Genomic DNA, 18160 nt, shown 5'->3' with positions numbered 1-18160 from the left:
CCTGATCCTCCCCCGTGGCTTCCATTCTGAATGATATTAACGACTGCGTCTGCACCGATTTCCTGGAGCAGTGACACCCACTTCAGAGATTCTGGGCTATAGGAACTAAACGCGTTGTTTATGTTGGGGGTTTGGCCTTGTGGCTGTAAGCGTGTTGGGTGGTTGTTAATAGGTCGGGTTGTTAATAGGGGTCTTGCAGGGGTGCCCGTTCCTGTTCGATTGGGGAATGAGAACCAGATCGAAGAGGGCCAGGCATTGCCCCATATGCCATGGGCGGATGCGCAGGCATGGGCGCAACAGATCAGGCACGCAGCGCTGGATGTGTCCGTCCTGCTCGATCACGTCCACCGCGCGCAGGCAGGACCGGGCCCGCGCCGCGCAGTTGAGGGAGTTCCCGGACCGGCCGCTGACGGGCAGGACCCGGGAACAGATGGGGGCCATGGGCGCCAGGGCCTGGCGTAAACGGGTCGGCTGGTGCTGGAACATCAAGCCGGCAATCACACCGGACGGGGTGGTCCATCACACGCTCATGGCCGACGGCACGTATATGGCACACGGCTGGTGCCTCCTGATAGCGATCGACGGGCAGACGGGCCAGGTCATCGACTGGCAGTGGTGCCATCAGGCGAACACGGCGGCCTGCACGGCCCTGTCCTCCCGCATCCCCGGGCCCGACGTGCTCATCACCGACGGCCTTCGCGGCGTGCAGAAAGCCTGCCATGCCTTGCTGGCCGGGCACGCGCATCCAACGCTGCCTGGTGCACGTGCAACGCAACACCAAAACCGACCCGACACTCAAACCACGACTTCAGGCCGGCAAGGAACTCAAGCGACTCTCCGACCAGCTCACCCGGGTCCATACCATCGAGGAAGCGGTGCGTCGGGGTGAGGCCTTGAACGCCTGGCACGAAAGATGGAAAACCCTCATCGACGAACGCACCATGGCCAAGGACGACCCAGCCAACCCCAAAGCCAGCCACCAATCCTGGTGGTGGACCCACCAGGAACTCCGCCGCTGCTACCGCAGGCCCGAACACCTCTTCCAAGACAGGCAGCTCTTCGCCTTCCCGGAACCCGAACTCACCGCCGGCGGGCCAGTGGAACGCACCACCAACCGGCTGGAAGGAGGAGTCAACCCACCCATCAAACGCACCCTCCTGCAACACCACGGCCTACCCGAGAGCCACATGAGACGCGCCTGCGAATGGCACTGCTACATGAAAACCGACAACCCCGACCCCGCCAGCCTGATCAGGGACGAACACCACCAGCCACAACCAGCACCCAAACGGGAAACCAGACAGGAACAGGACGAGCCCGAACACTACGGCACCGCCATCAACTGGAACGAGTTCCACACACCAGTCAGATACCCCAACACCACACTCTGACCAACACACAACCAAACCCACACACAGAACCTAAAACAACGCGTTTAGTTCCTATAGGCCGCATGGGTCAGCATCCGGATATGAAAAAAGATCCCGAGGTGACCTCGGGATCCTATCTGTGGAGCTAGGGGGATTCGAACCCCCGACCTTCTCCATGCCATGGAGACGCGCTACCAGCTGCGCCATAGCCCCGTGCTTGCCTTGCTTGGTGAAGCCTTGCTTATAGTACACCGGGATTGGCGAATGGAGCAACTCAGTGTGTTGCCCCGGAATTGCAGGGATTGTGAGCTAATTTATGGATTTTATCCTCGAATGGTCTGGAGTCATTCCTGAGCTTGCAAGTGCGCTAGCATGATGAACAAGGGGCGACCAAGGGGGTCGGCAGCAACGGAAAGGCGGCGGACCATGACCGGCAAAAACGATGCCAAAGTGCGGGTTGAAAAGCGGAACGAGAACCATCCTGGGGACCAGCTCATCATCAACTGCCTGCCCTTGGACCAGAGTGAACGACAGGAATTCCTCCAGGCGGCTCCAGGCGTTCGTCAGGAGTTCATTGTCGACACGGACATGCGGCAGAGCATGCATTGGCTCATCGATGTCCCTGAATCCCTCCGGTCGGAGGCCACGATCATTTTGGGTAATCCGCCGACCGAGCAGGTGGTTGCCTGCCGTAACCTGGTCTGGCTGCAGACCAGCAGCGCGGGTGTGGATGCCTACATGAAACCGGGGGTTCTGCCTCCGGACGCCATGTTGACCAGTGCCTCAGGCGCTTACGGGCAGTCGGTCTCCGAGCACATGTTCGCCATGATGTGGGCTCTGATGAAGGACCTGCCGGCCTACCGGGACAATCAGCGTTTGGGCCGTTGGGAACCTCGCGGGGCCGTCCTTTCGCCGCATGGCTGCCAGGTCCTGGTTTTAGGCACAGGGGATATCGGAACCTCCTTCGCTCGTCTGGCCAAGGCCGTAGGCGCTCGTACCATCGGCATCAGGCGCCATCCCGACCAGCCGGTGGAGGGGTTCGACCGTCTGGCTGGTTTTGATGATCTGGATGCCCTGCTGCCTGAGATGGATGTAGTGGCCCTGGCCCTGCCTTCAACGCCGCAGACCCGGCACATCATCGATGACCATCGTCTTGCATTGATGAAGTCCACCGCCGTGCTGATCAACGCGGGCAGGGGAGATGCCGTGGACTGCATGGCTCTGGCCCAAGCCCTGGATAATGACGGCATTTTCGGTGTAGGTCTGGATGTGACCGAACCGGAGCCCCTGCCTGAAGACCACCCACTCTGGAGGCAACCACGCTGCCTGCTCACCCCGCATGTGGCCGGGGGAGCCCACCTGCCCTCCAACATGGACAAGGTTCGGGAAATCTGCCTGGATAACCTTCATCGATTCATGGATGGCAGGCCCCTGCGCAACCGGATGAGGTGACCGCTGTGTCTACAGAACGAAACCGCAGCGGCCGCCGTCATCGGCGGACAATGGTTCTGCGGTGGGCGGCCGTCCTGCTGGCGCTTGCATTGATTGTGGCGGGCTCCTTGGCCCTGGCTGGCAGGCTGGTGGGCGTCGGGCCTGCTCGCCATTCAGACAATCAAAACTCCTCAGCAAACGGCCCCAGGACCGCTTCTCACGGCCCGGCCGGGTATTCTCCAGAGCAGACCGCGGCCCATTCGCCTCTGACCTCGCCTGTGGACTACAACCATGACGGCGTGGATGACTACACGGCCATGGTGCGTGGAGCCCATCAGGAGGCCCGCCGCCATCCTCATTATGACAGCGGCTACTACCAGGGCGGCTATCCCCCCGATGACCGCGGCGCCTGCACCGACGAGATCTGGAGGGCCTTCCGGCAGGCCGGCTACGATCTGAAAGCCATGGTCGACGCCGACATCGCCTCGTCTCCTGGGGCCTACGCCGGAGTGATCAACAGCCCGGATCCGAACATCGACTTCAGGCGGACCAACGTCCTCGGCGTATTCCTGTCCCGGCATGCCCAGCGTCTGACCAACGACACTGCGGCCACCGACCAGTGGCAGCAGGGCGACATCGTCATCTTCGACACCTCCTGGCACATCGGCATGGCCTCCGACAGAAGGGACAGCCGGGGCATTCCCCTGCTTCTGCACAACATGGGCCAGCGCGACAGGGAGAACGACTACCTGGGCTCGCCAGGCCACCGTCCCATCACCGGGCATTTTCGCTTCGACGCCTCCAAAATCCAACCTGCCGTCCTGCGGCCATGGCGGGGATGACCAGGGACTACCCTGCGGAATTGAACACGGCGGCAACTGGTTATCTGCTACTATCGGTTCGGCCAGACACGTCGGCCAGGTTCGAGCACGAGAGGCGGTGATGGCGATGATGAGAGTATTCAGCACCATGAACGGGCAGATCGAGCAGATCGGCAAGGCTTCCAAGGGCTCATGGATATGCTTATCGGCGCCCACCGATGTAGAACTGGCCAACGTCTCCCAGACCACCGGCATAGACCTGGCTGACCTGCGTGCCCCCCTGGACGATGAGGAGCGCTCGCGTGTGGACGTTGAGGACGAGTACACCATGGTCATCGTCGACATCCCCCGGGCCGAGGAACGCGACGGCCGGGACTACTACGAGACCATCCCCCTGTCCATCATCGTCACCGAGGATCTGATCGTCACCGTCTGCATGCAGGACACCGTCCTGCTCCACCCCTTCATGGAGGGCACCATCCGGGGTTTCAACACCTTTATGAAGTCCCGCTTCATCCTGCAGATCCTCTATCGCAACGCCACCCTCTACCTGCGCTACCTGCGCATCATCGACCGCGAGTCGGACCGGCTGGAGCTCAAGCTGCGCCACTCCATGCAGAACCGCGAGATTCTTATGCTGTTGGAGCTCAACAAGACCTTGGTCTATTTCGCCACCAGCCTCAAGTCCAACGAGATCGTCCTGGAGAAGCTGACCGGCCTGGAGCGGATCAAGCGCTACCCGGACGACGAGGACCTTCTGGGCGACGTGATTACTGAGAACAAGCAGGCTATCGAGATGGCCAACATTTACTCAAGTGTGCTTTCGAACATGACTGATGCCTTCGCCTCCATCGTCTCCAACAACGTCAACAATGTGATGAGGATCTTCACCATCATCTCCATCAGCCTGTCGGTGCCCACGCTGATCTTCTCCATGTATGGTATGAACTTCAACCAGGGCATGTTCGGCATGCCCTTCACCGACAAACCCTGGGGGTTCGCGGTCGTGGTGATTCTTTCGGGTCTGGTGACCGCCTTGGTGACCTGGTTCCTGACACGCTCGAGAATGTTCAAGTAGGTGTCGATCATGTTTGCACGCAGGATTGCGGCGGCTCTTGCGGCACTGGTTCTGGCGGTGCCCCTGAGCGGGTGCGGCCGTCAGGAGGATCGCTACCGGGCGGGTTCCATCGGGCCCAAGATCAGCGTGGGCATCTCCTTCGACCAGCCCGGGCTTGGATTCGCCCAGTCCGGCCAGTACCGGGGTCTGGATGTGGATGTGGCCCAGTACGTGGTCCACGAGCTGGGATACGCCGAGTCGCAGATCGTCTTCCGCCCGGTGAAGCCTGCAGACCGCGAGCGCATGCTCGAACAAGGCCAGGTGGACATGGTCGTGGCCGGCTACTCCATCACCCAGGATCGGCAGAAGCTGGTGGATTTCGCCGGGCCCTACCTGGCTGCAGGGCAGGATCTGCTGGTTCGTCAAACGCAGAATGACATCGCCGGGGTGGAGGACCTGGCCCAGAAGCGGGTCTGCGTGGCAGCGGGGTCCACCTCCGGGGCCTTGGTGCGCTCGCTGGCCCCTCAAGCCCAGGTCCAGGAGCGTGAGGAGTTCCCCGAGTGCGTCACGGCCCTTCTCAGCGGGGACACGGATGCCGCCAGCGGCGACGATTTTGCCTTGGCCGGCCTGGCTCATGTTCGCGGCGGCGGCCAGCTGCGCCTGGTCGGCAAGCCCTTCTCCAACGAACATTACGGCATCGGCGTGCCCCACGGGGATCCGGAGCTGGTGGGCGTCATCGACCAGGCCCTGAAGAGGATGATGCGGGACGGGTCCTTCAAGGCCGCCCTGGGCCGGGCCTCCAAGTCCATCGGCTATTCCATTGATGCCGCCGCCCGCACGCTGCGGCCCGGCGATCGCTGAGCAAGGCTTCCGCCAGGATGACGGATGCTGGACACTGGCTCGGCCGTGTCCATGTGAATGGCGATAATTCACCATATGAACGCGAATGAAGACAGGGATCATCAGCAGACCCAGGAATCCGATCAGCCCAAGTTCCGCTACGATGCCGCCATGGCGCAGACCATCGAGGAGCACTGGCAGAAGCGCTGGGACAAGGAGGGCACCTTCTGGGCAGCCAACACCAAGGGCGACTTGACCGATGCCCAGGGAGATCACGCCGGAGGCCGCAGTCCCTACTTCGTTATCGACATGTTTCCATATCCCTCGGGCAAGGGCCTGCATGTGGGCCACCCCCTGGGCTACATCGCCACCGACGTGGTCAGCCGCTACCACCGGATGAAGGGTGAGAACGTCCTGCACGCCATGGGCTACGATGCCTTCGGCCTGCCCGCCGAGCAGTATGCGGTCCAGACCGGCCAGCATCCCCGGGTCACCACCGAGCAGAACATAGCCAACATGCGCTGGCAGCTGCACCGGCTGGGGCTCAGCTTCGACGACCGCCGCTCCTTCGCCACCATCGATACGGACTACGTGCGCTGGACCCAGTGGATCTTCTCGCGCATCTACGAGTCCTGGTACGACCCCGACTACCGTCGAGCCGACGGGGGGACGGGCTCGGCCAGGCCTATCAGCGAACTGGTCGAAGCCTTCAAGTCCGGCAGCAAGGCCATCCCCGGTCATCCCGATGCCTCCTGGGATGATTTGGACGATGCCGAGCGCTCCGAGGTGCTCAACGACTTCCGCCTGGCCTACATCTCGCGCTCGCCGGTCAATTGGTGCCCCGGGCTGGGCACGGTCCTGGCCAACGAGGAAGTGACCGCTGAGGGGCGCTCCGAGCGCGGCAACTACCCGGTCTACCAGCGTGAGCTCAAGCAGTGGTCCATGCGCATCACCGCCTACGGTCACCGGCTTCTGGAGGATCTGGACATTCTGGACTGGCCCGAAAAGGTCAAGCTCATGCAGCGCAACTGGATCGGGGAGTCGCACGGGGCTTCGGTGGACTTCACCGTGCCCAGCCCTGACGGCGATCAGACTATGGAGGTCTACACCACCCGCCCCGATACGCTTTTCGGCGCCACCTTCGCCGTGGTTTCTCCCGAGCACGACCTGCTGCAGCACCTGCCCCAGGAGTGGCCTGAGGATGTGCCTGAGCAGTGGAAGGGCGGCTATGCCAATCCTGCGGAGGGCGTGCAGGCCTATCGCAGGGCCGCCGAGGCCAAAACCGCCAAGGATCGCGTGGACGAGGGCGGGGCCAAGACCGGCCTGTTTACCGGACTGTATGCGCTCAACCCCATCACCGGGGCCAAGCTGCCTATTTTCACCGCTGACTACGTGCTGATGGACTACGGCACTGGAGCCATCATGGCTGTGCCAGGCGGCGATCAGCGCGATTACGACTTCGCCGCCAAGTATGGTCTGCCCGTCGTCTATACGGTCAGCCCGCTGGCCGATTCCGGACAGACCTTGGACGACTATCGGGGCAAGGCGCCTTTCGTCTCCCACGACGGCATTGTGGTCAACTCTTCGGTCCAGGCCACCCAGGCCTCTGGCGATCCGCTCAGCCTGGACGGCATGCGGGTTGACCAGGCCATCGAGAAAGTGACCGCATGGCTGGAGTCGGCGGGAGTCGGTCATGGGACGGTCTCCTACCGGCTGCGCGACTGGCTCTTCTCCCGTCAGCGCTACTGGGGCGAGCCCTTCCCGGTGGTCTATGACGACCAGGGCCTGCCCCACCTGCTGCCCGACGACCAGCTGCCGGTGGCCCTGCCGGACGTGCCCGACTATTCGCCCAAGACCTTCGACCCCGAGGATGCCCAGTCCAGCCCCGAGGCACCGCTGAGCCGAAACCAGGACTGGGTGAACGTGACCCTGGACTTGGGCGACGGCCCCAAGGTCTACCACAGGGACACCAACACCATGCCCAACTGGGCCGGTTCCTGCTGGTACTACATGCGCTACATCGATCCCAAGGACGACCAGCACATGGTCGATCCGGAGGAATACGACTACTGGCTGGGGCCCAGGCACAACGCCACGGCCGGTGAGTCGGGCGGCGTCGACCTCTACGTGGGCGGCGTGGAGCACGCCGTGCTGCACCTGCTCTATGCCCGCTTCTGGCACAAGGTCCTCTACGATCTGGGTTATGTCTCGTCCAAGGAGCCCTTCCACAAGCTCTTCAACCAGGGGATGATCCAGGCCTACGCCTACACGGACCAGCGCGGCCAGTACGTGCCCGCCGCCGAGGTGGAGGAGCATGAGGAGGGCGGCAAGGTCAGCTACACCTGGCAGGGGCAGCCGGTCAACCGCGAGTTCGGCAAGATGGGCAAGAGCCTCAAGAACATCATCACTCCGGACGACATGTACCGCACTTACGGGGCCGACACCTTCCGCCTCTACGAGATGAGCATGGGACCCCTGGACGAGTCCAGGCCCTGGAACACGCGCAACGTGGTGGGCGGCATGCGCTTCCTGCAGCGGCTCTGGCGCAACGTGGTGGACGAGCAGACAGGTGAGGTGGCCCTGGACGAGGGTGAGCCCGACGAGAAGACCCTGAAGCTGCTCAACACCACCATCCACGACGTGACCGTGGAGATGGAGGCCATGCGTCCCAACACAGCCATCGCCAGGATGATCGTGCTCAACAATCATCTGACCGGGCTGAATCCGACGCCCAGGGCAGCCGTTGAGCCACTGGTGCTCATGCTTTCGCCCATCGCCCCACATATCTGCGAGGAGCTCTGGAGCCGACTGGGTCACAAGGAATCCCTGGCGCATGCCCAGTGGCCGACCTGGGATGATCGCTATCTTGGCGAGGACACGGTCACCGCCGTGGTCCAGATCAAGGGCAAGGTCCGCGGCAAGCTGCAGGTCAGCCCCGACATCGCGCCCGACCAGCTCGAGGCCATGGCCCTGGCACTGCCCGCCGTTCAGGAACGGCTGGGCGGCAAGGAGCCTCGCAAGGTCATCGTCAAGGCGCCCAAGATCGTTTCGGTCGTGCCAGCCTGACCCTGCACTGCCCGCAGCCAGGCTGTGGACAGGCGATGACCTTCGACCACATAGCCCCTCGACCTCATATCGGGGGGCTTTTTCATGCCAGGCTGGGTCCATGAGCATCAACATCATCCAGCCGCCGGCGCCACCCTTGCAGGCTCTGGCTCTGAATCAATCTGCCCGGTCAGAGGGGTCAGCCGAAGGCATGGCCGAATCCCAGACTCGGCGTAATCGGCCCGTCTGGTCGTTTACCCCGCTTCAGGCCTTGACAGCCATTCTTATGCTGGTGGTTGCCCTTGCTGTCAGCCTGACCCTGCTGGTCCAGCAGGAACGGGCGCTGGCTGCAGGAGTAGCAGTCGACGGATCCGGGGGCATGTCATCGACTCCGGCAAACGGCGATGCCAACAGTGCTGCACACCGAAGCAAGCATGTTTCAGGAAACGATCCCAGTCGGAACACCCATGGTGACGAAGGCAGCGAGCATACTGACTCGGTCTCAGATTCCGCTCAGCATGGTGAAAGGGCGGGCAATCCCTCTGCTGCTCCGGCCACCAGCACCTCCGAGGGAACAGTAGATCAGACTGGCCGAGTGAATCTCAATAGCGCCAGCCAAGAGGATCTGGAGAATGTCAAGGGAATCGGACCGGTCACGGCAGCAAAAATACTGGAGCATCGTCGTGCTATCGGCGGTCGCTACGCCTCGGTCGATCAGCTTTTGGATGTCCCCGGCATCGGTGCCAAGACCCTGGCCCGATTGCGCCCATATCTGGTGGCGCAATGATGGCCGGCCGGGCAGGAGATCGTCCTGCTGCTGATCGAGAAAACGGCAATCGCAATCTTCGTATGCTCCCCGCTGCCTGTCTGGCCTGGGCGATTGCCCTGCTGGTCCCGTGGCTTCTGGACCGCATCATGGGCGGATCCGTGGCCGGGTCAGCCAAAAGCGGCGGCTGGTCCAAGACGGCAGGGGAGTCCAGAGGTGGCATAGCTGGTGGGGGCACGGGCATGTCGGTCTGGTTGATGCCGCTTGTCTTGGCGCTTCCATTACTCATAGCAATGGTCCTGCTTGCCTTCAAACTCGTTTGCTTGGTCGCTGCAGAGAACTCCGATTGCAAGGGTCAGGTATTGTGTCACCCCTCTCGCTCATGCCCACGAAACCGCCTGCCCCAAGGTTGTGAGTTTCCGTGTATCCCCACCGTGCCGACCTTGGCTGTCTTGGCTGCGGTGGCTCTGACTGCAGCATTGGCCGCCGCAGTCGGTCATGAGTCAGCGCGCAGCGGGCCGGCAGCCCGGCAGATCCGTCAGGGAAAAGCGCTGGCCGAGATTCGTGGCCGGGCTGTGGGCCCTATGAGTGCATCCTCTCGGCGAGGCTGGGACTGTCAGGCTGAGGTCAGGCTGCAATGGGTGACTGTGGCCGGGGTGCGCATGCCTTCCGATGAACGGATCATGCTCTTCGCTCGAAGCCGATCATGCCTGCTGCAACAGGGCGGGCTGTATCTTGCGCGGGGCCTGTTGGAGCCCCCTGCTTACGGCCGTCCTATTCCCTGGTTGGCTGTGGAAGACGGCACAAAACAGGTCGAGCCGCCAGGCCCCTGTAGACGATTGATCGCCCGTATGCAAAGGTCCTTTCTCGAACAGACCGGCAGACTGGACGATCAGGGAAGGATCCTGGTGCCGGGTTTGACCATGGGCATCCTAGGCAACCAGGCCCTGCCCGGATCGGATGGCTCCCTGGGCAGACCGGCAGTGGAGCCCGCCTATGCAACCCGTCTGACCCAGGACTTCCGGGCATCGGGCATCCTGCACCTGATGGCTGTCTCCGGCGGGCACTTCATGATCCTGGCCTCGCTGCTGGTGAGGATCATGCGAGCCCTGCGCTCGCCGCCCTTGCTGATGGCCTTGGTTTTGTCTGCCGCCTATCTGGGTTTGGGCATGCTGATGGTTCCCGGGGATTCTGTCTTGCGAGCTCAGGCCATGGGGCTTCTTTCGGCATTGGCTCTGGCCGCCTTTCGGCCTGCCCAGTCATTGAACACGCTGTCCTGGTGCGTCCTGCTGGTTCTGATCCTGCGACCTTCCATGGCTGCCAGCTTCGGCTTCGCTCTCTCCTGTGGAGCCGTGCTGGGCATCGGCCTGGGTAACCGGCGGTTGTCGGCCCTCCTTGAGGATCATCTGCCGGCATTCCTGGCACGTCCATTGGCCACGACCATGTGCGCCCAGGCCGGTACGATGCCCGTGCAGGTGCTGATGAGTCCTGGGTTGCCTCTACTGGCTCCACTGGCCAACCTGCTGGTCACCCCTGTGGTCGACGCTGCCACAGTGACCGGCCTGCTGGCATTGCTCACCTCCTGGCTCTGGCCACCAGTGGGTCTGTTGCTGGCCCAACTGACCTCCCTGGGTACCGGAGTCATGGCTTTTGCCGCCACCTGGCTGGGCGAAGCGGCTGCTCCGGCGGCCTGGCCACCGGGGCCGGTCGGCAGCGCCTGCCTGGTCGGTCTGGGTCTCATGGCCCTGATTGATCATCGGTTGATGCGATTCATCCGTGCTCGGGGCCGGGACCATTCATGGCCGGCTGTGACAGGGGCGAATTCGGGGGTTCCATTCCGGCCGTCGGCCTGGTTGTCAGCCAAGGGCTGGCTGCGGCAGACCTATGGCCTTCTAGCCCAGCTGGTCTTCAAAAACGACCCAGGTTAATGTCCAGCGATGAAGGGAGATTTGAGTCATGACCAAAGCTCAGCAGGAGAACCCTTCCGTCCATCTGGTGGTCGGCGGCGATCCCTTCCTCAACGCTCAGCGTTTCAAAGAGCTGTGCGCGCAGGCATGCGCCGCCCATCCGGACAGCGAATACATTGAGCTGGACGCGTCAGACTGCGACGCTTACGCCTTTCAGGAGGCGGTCGGACCTTCCCTGCTCAGTCAGACGTCTGTGGTTTGTCTGGATGATCTGCAGGCGGCTGATGAAGCCCTGAGCCAGGCTCTGATCGATTTCTGCCGTGAGAGCGCAGGGGCCGGATCCAGCATTGTCATCGCACGTCATGACGGGGGCAACCGGGGTCGCAGGCTTCTGGACCAAATGGCGCGGGCCGGAGCGGTGACGGAGCGGATGCCGGATCTGAAGAAGTTCGACGACAAGGTCGACTTCGTCTACGGGCGTTTCAAAGCCCATCAGCGCCGCATCCAGCCACGGGCGGCCCAGCGCCTGGTTGATGTCCTGGGCGAGCGCACTCCGGAACTGGCTGCCATGTGCTCCCAGCTCTGCTTCGATTTCGACCAGGATCCCATGACCTTGGAGATCGTCAACCGTTATCTGACCGATAACCCGGCTGTATCCGGTTTCGCGGTGGCGGACAGGGCCCTCGCCGGCAGTCCGGCCCAAGCCGTCGTCGCTCTGCGTACAGCCCTGGAGCAGGGCAACGAACCAGTATCCCTGATTGGCGTACTGGCCCTGAAGCTGCGGACGCTGGGCAAGGAGGCGGCCATCGAGTCGGGATCCATTACCACAGCCGAGGCCAAGGCTGCCTATTGGCAGTTGCGGGAGGCCAAGAGACAGCTGCATGGATGGACCTCCGCCGGCCTGGCGGCCTGCATCGAGGCCTTGGCCCGAGCTGATGAGATCAGCAAGACCAGCAGCGGCGACGCCCGCTATGCCCTGGAACGGGCAGTGGAGCTGATCGCCGCCAAGGGAAGGACATTGGCATGAGCTTGCAGGTCAGTGCCCGGCAACGGGATGGATTTGAACTGGCTGTGCCTACAGGCGAGGACATGCAAGGCCTGGGCAGAAACCTGGCCTCGTGTCTGCAAGGCGGGGACGTGATCCTCCTGTCCGGGCCTCTGGGTGCGGGCAAGACCACGCTGGCCCAGGGGCTGGGCCACGGACTTGGAGTGGACGGCCCTGTGGTCTCGCCCACCTTCACCATCGCAAGAGAGCTGCATGGCCATCTGTCCGACGGCTCGCCGGTTACCCTGATCCATGTGGATGCCTACCGGCTGGGCGGACAGGGCTATCTGCCTGGCGAGGATGCCGTGGATCGGCTCCTGGACGAGCTGGAGTCCCTTGGTCTGGATGAGGAATTGGAAGACCCGGGCCAAAGGACCATCATTCTGATGGAATGGGGCGAGCAGATGGCCTCTGCCCTGGCCGATCAACGTCTGGAAGTGAGAATCGCCCGACACGTGGATCCCCGGGAAGATCCTGAGGCGCCACCCAGCTCCCAGGGTCAGCGTATGGTACGTCTGCGTGGAGTGGGTCCGTCATGGGCCAATAGAATGGATCAGCTGAGAAAGGCGATGACGGCATGAGCTGGACCGATACGTCCCTTTTGGTGATCGATACCTCATATGGCTCGACTGTGGGGCTGCCAGGGCGGGAGCCGTGCATCGAGACCGACTCGCGCTCGCACGTTGAACGCCTCCAGGTCAATATCGCCAAGGTCATGGACCAGGCTGGGCTGTCTGCAGACGATCTGCGGACCATCGTAGTGGGACTGGGGCCTGCGCCTTTCACCGGTCTGCGGGCAGGCATCGTCACCGCCAAAGCCCTGGCGTTCACCACGGGTGCCCGTCTGCTGGGACAGGACATCCTGGAGCCGCAGGCCCGCTATGCCTACAGCAGGTTCAAGCAGCAGGGCCAAGACCATGCACGGCTTCTGGTTCTGGCTGTCAACGATGCTCGACGGCGGCAGCTCTATTACCGTCTCTTTGACGACTTCGGTGGCGCAGAAGCTCCGGCACGGCCGCTGACCGAAATGAGCATCGACTATCCGGCGGCTATTTGTGAGAAGATCGCGGCCATTGCGGAAGAGCGGGAGTCTATGGATCAGGACCCTGTCACTCTGGTCATCAGCGGCCATGGAGCCACCCGCTATGCCGACCAGTGGGAGCGTCTGGATCAGCATTCCGATATGCGGGTTGTGCTGGACGAAGGATCCTTCCTGGAGGATCGGACACGGGGGACAGGCCTGATGGCTGCTTGCGCTACCAGACGTGCCCAGCATGGGCTGATCGACCCGGTGGAGCCACTTTATCTTCGCCGGCCGGATGTCTCCGTGCCCAATCCGCTTAAGCATGTGGCAGTCCAATCATGATTCGCGGGGCGGTCTTGGAGGATCTGGACCGGTTGGTTGATCTGGAATCGTGCGTCTTCGGCGACCAGGCCTGGAGCCGGCAGGAGCTGCTGTTCGAGTTGTCTGCGCCTTCACGCACCTACCTGGTCTGGGAAGACCAGGGTGCCATCCTGGGCTACGGAGGCTATTGGTCAGGCGAAAGGGATGCCGAGCTGATGACTATCGGGGTGCTGCCGGAAGCCCGGCATCGCGGCATTGCAGGATCTCTGCTGTCCAGGATAATTACCGGAGCCGATCGCGAGGGTCTGCAACGCATGAACCTGAAGGTCCGCGTAGATAACCCTGCGGCCATTGACCTCTACAAGAACTTTGGCTTTTCACAGGCCGGTCTATGCAAGGGTTACTATCAGCCTCAAGACGTGGATGCCTGGGCTATGACCAGATCTTTGAGTTCGATTGGACCGGGTCCGGTGGGTTTTGTCAGCAACAAGCCTTCGGAAGGACAGGAAAGGATCATTGACCATGAGTGAGCCACTGGTGCTGGGCATCGAATCCACCTGCGACGAGACCGCTGCCGCCCTGGTTCAGGGCAACCGGCTGCTGTCCAACGTGGTGGCATCCTCCATGAACGAGCACGCCCGCTATGGTGGTGTCATCCCCGAGATCGCCTCGCGGGCACATGCTGAGTCCTTTGTGCCGGTCGTCTCCAAGGCCCTGAAGGATGCGGATATGGACCTGTCCCAGGTGGATGCCATAGCGGTCTCGGCTGGTCCCGGACTGGCTGGATGCCTGGCTGTAGGCGTTTCCGGTGCCAAGGCGCTGGCTTGGGCGGCGAAAAAGCCCTTGTATGGCATCAACCACGTCATAGGACACATAGCGGTCACCCAGCTCCAGTTCGGCCCCTTCCCTCAGAATGCCCTGGCCCTGATCGTCTCCGGCGGCCACACCTCACTGCTGCATGTGGATGATCTGGCGCGATCGGTCCAGGTGGTGGGCACCACCTTGGACGACGCGGCGGGAGAGTGCTTCGACAAGATCGCCCGTCTGCTCGGCTTCCCCTATCCGGGCGGCCCCCACATCGACCGCCACGCCCGTCTGGGCGATCCTCATGCCATCGCCGTGCCCCAGGGGCTGACCAAGGGCCGGGCCGGAGCCGAGCATCCTTATGACTTCAGCTTCTCCGGGGTCAAGACGGCCGTTGCTCGATGGGTCGAACGCAGACAGCAGGCCGGGCTCGACATTCCCGTGGATGATGTCTGCGCCTCCCTGGCTGATTCCGTAGCCACCGTCCTGTCCCGCAAGGCCATGGCCGCCTGCCACAGGTTCGGCACTGATACCCTGATTGTCGGCGGCGGGTTCTCGGCCAACTCGCAGCTACGTGGCAAGCTCCAGGAATTCGGCGAGCAGGAGGGCATCAAAGTCCGCATTCCCAAGATCAACCTGTGCACGGACAATGGCGCCATGGTGGCCATGCTGGGTGTCAATCTGGTCCAGGCCGGACTGTCCCCCTCCGCTCCTGACTTCTCCATCGATTCGGCCATGCCCATGGATCGGGTTCTCATGTAATCGACACGCCAAGTTGTCGGATACGAGAGTCCTGACTATAGTATGGTAACTGTGTTCAGCGAGAGTTGAACGGGACATTCCCGCATAGCTCAGTTGGCAGAGCGTTCGACTGTTAATCGAAATGTCGCTGGTTCAAGCCCAGCTGCGGGAGCTTCCAACCGCCGGTTATCCGGCGGTTTTCTTCTTTTTTATTCTGTGATCAATCCAAGGAATGCAAGCCCCACTGCCCCAGGTGCTCTTGGTTGCTGTATGCACAAATATCAGAATGATCATTTGCTCGAATTGCTTTCAAGATGAATGATTAGGCAACCTTTCGTTTAACACTAGGCGGTCCATTTCGAGGTTGTGCAAAGCTGCAGCCGAGTGCTTTGCAGAATACACAACGTTGTACCATTCAGATGATCCATACTTCCAACATGGACGAGAAGCATGGACGACAAAGTCAGAACGAGGGAGTCAGACGGTGACGCAAGAGCAGCAAACTCGCAGGAGCAGGGCACAGTTCAATGTGTATGAGGAGCAGGAGTCCACGTCCATTGACGATCGACTCTTCGGGTCTTTCGTGGAGCACCTGGGCCGGGGCATCTATTCGGGCATCTATGAGCCGGGTCATCCGACAGCAGACGAGCAGGGTTTTCGCGGTGACGTCATGAATTTGGTCAAGGAATTGGGCGTGACCACCATCCGATATCCGGGCGGCAACTTCGTCTCAGGCTATCGCTGGGAAGATGGCGTGGGTCCGCGCGAAAGCCGTCCTCGTCGCCTCGACCTGGCCTGGCACTCTAGCGAAAGCAACGAGTTCGGCCTGCATGAGATGAGCAACTGGCTGGACAAGCTGGGTGGCAACGAGCTCATGGAATCCGTCAACCTAGGCACAAGGGGCATGCAGGAGGCCTTGGATCTGCTCGAATACTGCAATGTGCCATCGGGTACCGAGTTGTCGGAACGGCGGCGTGCCAATGGCCATGATCGCCCCTTCGACATCAGGATGTGGTGCCTGGGCAACGAAATGGACGGCGACTGGCAGATCGGCCACAAGAGTGCACAGGAATACGCCGATCTGGCCAACCGGACGGCTGTGGCCATGCGGATGATCGATCCGGAACTGGATTTGGTTGTATGTGGATCTTCTTCGCACACCATGCCCACTTTCGGTCTCTGGGAGCGTACCGTCCTGGAGCGCTGCTTCGAAAATGTGAACTTCCTCTCATGCCATGCCTATTACGCGCCCAAGGATGGAGACATGGCCAGCTTTCTGGCTTCTGGCGTGGACATGGACAGTTTCATTACCGATGTAGCGGACACCATCGCCGCCTCGCGTGCCCGGCTGGGCAGTGATCATCAGGTTTTCATCTCCTTCGATGAGTGGAATGTCTGGTACCAGGATGCCCAGGCCAGCAAATCGCCGGAAGGCATCGGCAATTGGCCTCTTGGCGCGCCGCTTTTGGAGGATGTCTATTCTGTGGCAGATGCCGTGGTGGTGGGTGACCTGCTGATCACATTGCTCAGGCATGCTGACATCGTTCATGCGGCCAGCCTGGCCCAGCTGGTCAACGTCATTGCCCCCATCATGACCGAGCCCGGCGGCCCGGCCTGGAGGCAGACCATTTTCTATCCCTTCGCCCTGACTGCCCGTTATGCGCGGGGTGCCCGTGTACTCAAGAGCCTGCAAAGCTGCGACACCTATGAGACCTCCCGCTATGGTCAGGTGCCCATGACTGATTCTGTGGCCGTCAGGGGTGCCGACGGTTCCCTAAGCATATTTGCGGTCAACCGTAGTCTTGAGCGTTCCATTGATTGTAGAATCGCGCTGCCTGAGCAGGATCGACATCGGAAGGCGACGGTCAGCACCCTGCACGAGGATGACCCCTCGGCTCGCAACACCCTTGAACATCAGGAGCGGGTCGTCATGCACGCCAGGCAAGACTTCAGGATGGATGAGGATGCCATAAGCCTTCAACTGCCTCCCATCTCCTGGACGGTCATTCATCTGGCTTAAGGGGCCAATGAAGTCATTTTGGATAAAAACACCTTTCCAGGATTCTCAAGTATGGTTTCTCTGTGGTCAATCCGGGTGTGAACGACTACATATTCGACCACATACTTCCTTCCGGCTCAAGCAGCTTTGGTATCCAGTCCATCATGATGGTGGGCGCCCAATCGGGTACCCACGATGACGGAATGAAGGTGCGACTATGGCCTGTGCGCGTGACCATAAGAACAAGGGTATTGGGCGAGTTACCAGCCGGATGCCCATCATGCCTTCCGGCTGTCGGCCTCCCTGGTTCCCCAGGTCCCTGCTGGCATTGATGCTGGCCTTGGTCCTGTCGGCCGGAGGGCCTGCGGCAACCGTCGCGGCTCAGCCTGCGCCGACCCTGCCTTCGGCTGCAGCTCCGGCGCAGAATGGTCGGGTTACCTCATCGACCTCAGCCTGTCGCCGGGGCTGGCTGTGGCCCCTTGAACCTTTGCCTGGTGATAAGGCCGCCCCAGAGATTATGCGTCCCTTCGATCCTCCGGATCATCCATGGCTGAGCGGTCATCGCGGGATTGATCTGGCAGTGCAACAAGGCAGGCGCATCCGGGCCCCAGCAGACGGTGTCATCACTTTCACCGGTTCTGTAGCAGGCAAGGACGTGGTCTCCATTCGTCACGGCAAACTGACCTCCACCTATGAGCCGGCGAAGAGCTCTTTGCCTGCGGGAACCCGGTTGCAGGCAGGCACAGTCTGGGGAAAAGTAGATGGGGTCTCTGACCATTGTGACCAAGATTGCCTGCACTGGGGGCTGAAAGATGGTCATAACCACTATCTGGATCCAGGCGCTAAAGTCGGACGGCATCGCATTCGTCTCAAGCCTCTATAGGAGTGCAGGGGTCCGCCTGCAAGACTCGCGCGTCTGCAGACCAGGTATATCGCAGGCCCGGGGGAGCGGTTAGAATCGTAAAGCATAACGCCGTTTCAGCAGGGAG

14 protein-coding genes, 2 tRNA genes and 1 pseudogene are annotated in these 18160 nt (G+C 61.7%); 16 read left to right on the top strand and 1 reads right to left on the bottom strand.

Features of this window, described 5'->3' with window-relative positions; translation table 11 throughout:
* Positions 1–226: 226 nt before the first annotated feature.
* Positions 227–1391: pseudogene (locus ACUIAH_RS02845) on the top strand (IS1249 family transposase).
* 119 nt (positions 1392–1510) lie between these two features.
* Here the strand turns inward: ACUIAH_RS02845 and ACUIAH_RS02840 are convergent.
* Positions 1511–1583: transfer RNA gene (locus ACUIAH_RS02840), tRNA-Ala, on the bottom strand.
* Positions 1584–1796: 213 nt separating this feature from the next.
* On the opposite strand from ACUIAH_RS02840, the gene ACUIAH_RS02835 reads away from it, so the two are divergent.
* The 15 genes from ACUIAH_RS02835 to ACUIAH_RS02765 all read left to right on the top strand — a co-directional run bounded on the left by ACUIAH_RS02835 (position 1797) and on the right by ACUIAH_RS02765 (position 18054).
* On the top strand, positions 1797–2822 hold the full coding sequence (locus ACUIAH_RS02835; protein ID WP_445341345.1) for a D-2-hydroxyacid dehydrogenase: 1026 nt from the start codon (positions 1797–1799) through the stop codon (positions 2820–2822).
* A gap of 5 nt (positions 2823–2827) precedes the next feature.
* Positions 2828–3643, top strand: coding sequence for a DUF1287 domain-containing protein (locus ACUIAH_RS02830; RefSeq protein ID WP_445339966.1), 816 nt, complete (start codon positions 2828–2830; stop codon positions 3641–3643).
* A 106-nt stretch (positions 3644–3749) separates the two neighbouring features.
* Complete coding sequence (locus tag ACUIAH_RS02825) at positions 3750–4700, top strand: magnesium transporter CorA family protein (RefSeq protein WP_024627661.1); 951 nt, start codon at positions 3750–3752, stop codon at positions 4698–4700.
* A 9-nt stretch (positions 4701–4709) separates the two neighbouring features.
* Positions 4710–5540 carry a glutamate ABC transporter substrate-binding protein gene (locus ACUIAH_RS02820; RefSeq protein WP_445341344.1) on the top strand — a complete coding sequence of 277 codons (831 nt, stop codon included), beginning with the start codon at positions 4710–4712 and terminating at the stop codon, positions 5538–5540.
* A 75-nt stretch (positions 5541–5615) separates the two neighbouring features.
* On the top strand, positions 5616–8585 hold the full coding sequence (gene leuS, locus ACUIAH_RS02815) for a leucine--tRNA ligase (protein ID WP_445341343.1): 2970 nt from the start codon (positions 5616–5618) through the stop codon (positions 8583–8585).
* Between the two features lie 100 nt (positions 8586–8685).
* Positions 8686–9351: a ComEA family DNA-binding protein gene (locus ACUIAH_RS02810; protein ID WP_445341342.1), complete on the top strand. Its 666-nt coding sequence runs from the start codon at positions 8686–8688 to the stop codon at positions 9349–9351.
* Positions 9352–9764: 413 nt separating this feature from the next.
* Positions 9765–11258 (top strand): ComEC/Rec2 family competence protein, encoded by a 1494-nt coding sequence (locus ACUIAH_RS02805; protein ID WP_445341341.1) that lies wholly within the window; start codon positions 9765–9767, stop codon positions 11256–11258.
* A gap of 28 nt (positions 11259–11286) precedes the next feature.
* Positions 11287–12264 (top strand): DNA polymerase III subunit delta, encoded by a 978-nt coding sequence (gene holA / locus ACUIAH_RS02800; protein ID WP_313836397.1) that lies wholly within the window; start codon positions 11287–11289, stop codon positions 12262–12264.
* Positions 12261–12863, top strand: a complete 603-nt coding sequence (tsaE, locus tag ACUIAH_RS02795; protein ID WP_445341340.1) for a tRNA (adenosine(37)-N6)-threonylcarbamoyltransferase complex ATPase subunit type 1 TsaE — start codon at positions 12261–12263, stop codon at positions 12861–12863. Before holA ends, tsaE begins: the two co-directional genes overlap by 4 nt.
* Positions 12860–13648 carry a tRNA (adenosine(37)-N6)-threonylcarbamoyltransferase complex dimerization subunit type 1 TsaB gene (tsaB, locus tag ACUIAH_RS02790; RefSeq protein ID WP_445341339.1) on the top strand — a complete coding sequence of 263 codons (789 nt, stop codon included), beginning with the start codon at positions 12860–12862 and terminating at the stop codon, positions 13646–13648. The genes tsaE and tsaB overlap by 4 nt, the downstream gene beginning before the upstream one ends.
* Entirely contained in the window at positions 13645–14157 is a 513-nt protein-coding gene (rimI, locus tag ACUIAH_RS02785) for a ribosomal protein S18-alanine N-acetyltransferase (RefSeq protein WP_445341338.1), read from the top strand. The genes tsaB and rimI overlap by 4 nt, the downstream gene beginning before the upstream one ends.
* A complete protein-coding gene (gene tsaD, locus ACUIAH_RS02780; protein WP_445341337.1) occupies positions 14150–15193 on the top strand; it encodes a tRNA (adenosine(37)-N6)-threonylcarbamoyltransferase complex transferase subunit TsaD in 1044 nt (347 codons plus the stop codon). The genes rimI and tsaD overlap by 8 nt, the downstream gene beginning before the upstream one ends.
* Before the next feature lie 78 nt (positions 15194–15271).
* A tRNA-Asn gene (locus tag ACUIAH_RS02775) sits at positions 15272–15344 on the top strand.
* A 312-nt stretch (positions 15345–15656) separates the two neighbouring features.
* A complete protein-coding gene (arfA, locus tag ACUIAH_RS02770) occupies positions 15657–17192 on the top strand; it encodes an arabinosylfuranosidase ArfA (RefSeq protein WP_445341336.1) in 1536 nt (511 codons plus the stop codon).
* Positions 17193–17388: 196 nt separating this feature from the next.
* Complete coding sequence (locus ACUIAH_RS02765) at positions 17389–18054, top strand: M23 family metallopeptidase (RefSeq protein ID WP_445341335.1); 666 nt, start codon at positions 17389–17391, stop codon at positions 18052–18054.
* The last annotated feature ends 106 nt before the right edge of the window (positions 18055–18160 follow it).

It is taken from the genome of Bifidobacterium sp. ESL0820 (assembly GCF_052606235.1).
Note: the sequence above shows the minus strand (reverse complement) of the source record. Positions and strands in the feature narration are given on the sequence as shown.

Coding starts and splice junctions, on each gene's coding strand:
- ACUIAH_RS02835 (WP_445341345.1), top strand. CDS start 1,797: ATGACCGGCAAAAACGATGCCAAAGTGCGGGTTGAAAAGCGGAACGAG.
- ACUIAH_RS02825 (WP_024627661.1), top strand. CDS start 3,750: ATGATGAGAGTATTCAGCACCATGAACGGGCAGATCGAGCAGATCGGC.
- ACUIAH_RS02820 (WP_445341344.1), top strand. CDS start 4,710: ATGTTTGCACGCAGGATTGCGGCGGCTCTTGCGGCACTGGTTCTGGCG.
- leuS (WP_445341343.1), top strand. CDS start 5,616: ATGAACGCGAATGAAGACAGGGATCATCAGCAGACCCAGGAATCCGAT.
- ACUIAH_RS02810 (WP_445341342.1), top strand. CDS start 8,686: ATGAGCATCAACATCATCCAGCCGCCGGCGCCACCCTTGCAGGCTCTG.
- holA (WP_313836397.1), top strand. CDS start 11,287: ATGACCAAAGCTCAGCAGGAGAACCCTTCCGTCCATCTGGTGGTCGGC.
- tsaE (WP_445341340.1), top strand. CDS start 12,261: ATGAGCTTGCAGGTCAGTGCCCGGCAACGGGATGGATTTGAACTGGCT.
- tsaB (WP_445341339.1), top strand. CDS start 12,860: ATGAGCTGGACCGATACGTCCCTTTTGGTGATCGATACCTCATATGGC.
- rimI (WP_445341338.1), top strand. CDS start 13,645: ATGATTCGCGGGGCGGTCTTGGAGGATCTGGACCGGTTGGTTGATCTG.
- tsaD (WP_445341337.1), top strand. CDS start 14,150: ATGAGTGAGCCACTGGTGCTGGGCATCGAATCCACCTGCGACGAGACC.
- ACUIAH_RS02765 (WP_445341335.1), top strand. CDS start 17,389: ATGGCCTGTGCGCGTGACCATAAGAACAAGGGTATTGGGCGAGTTACC.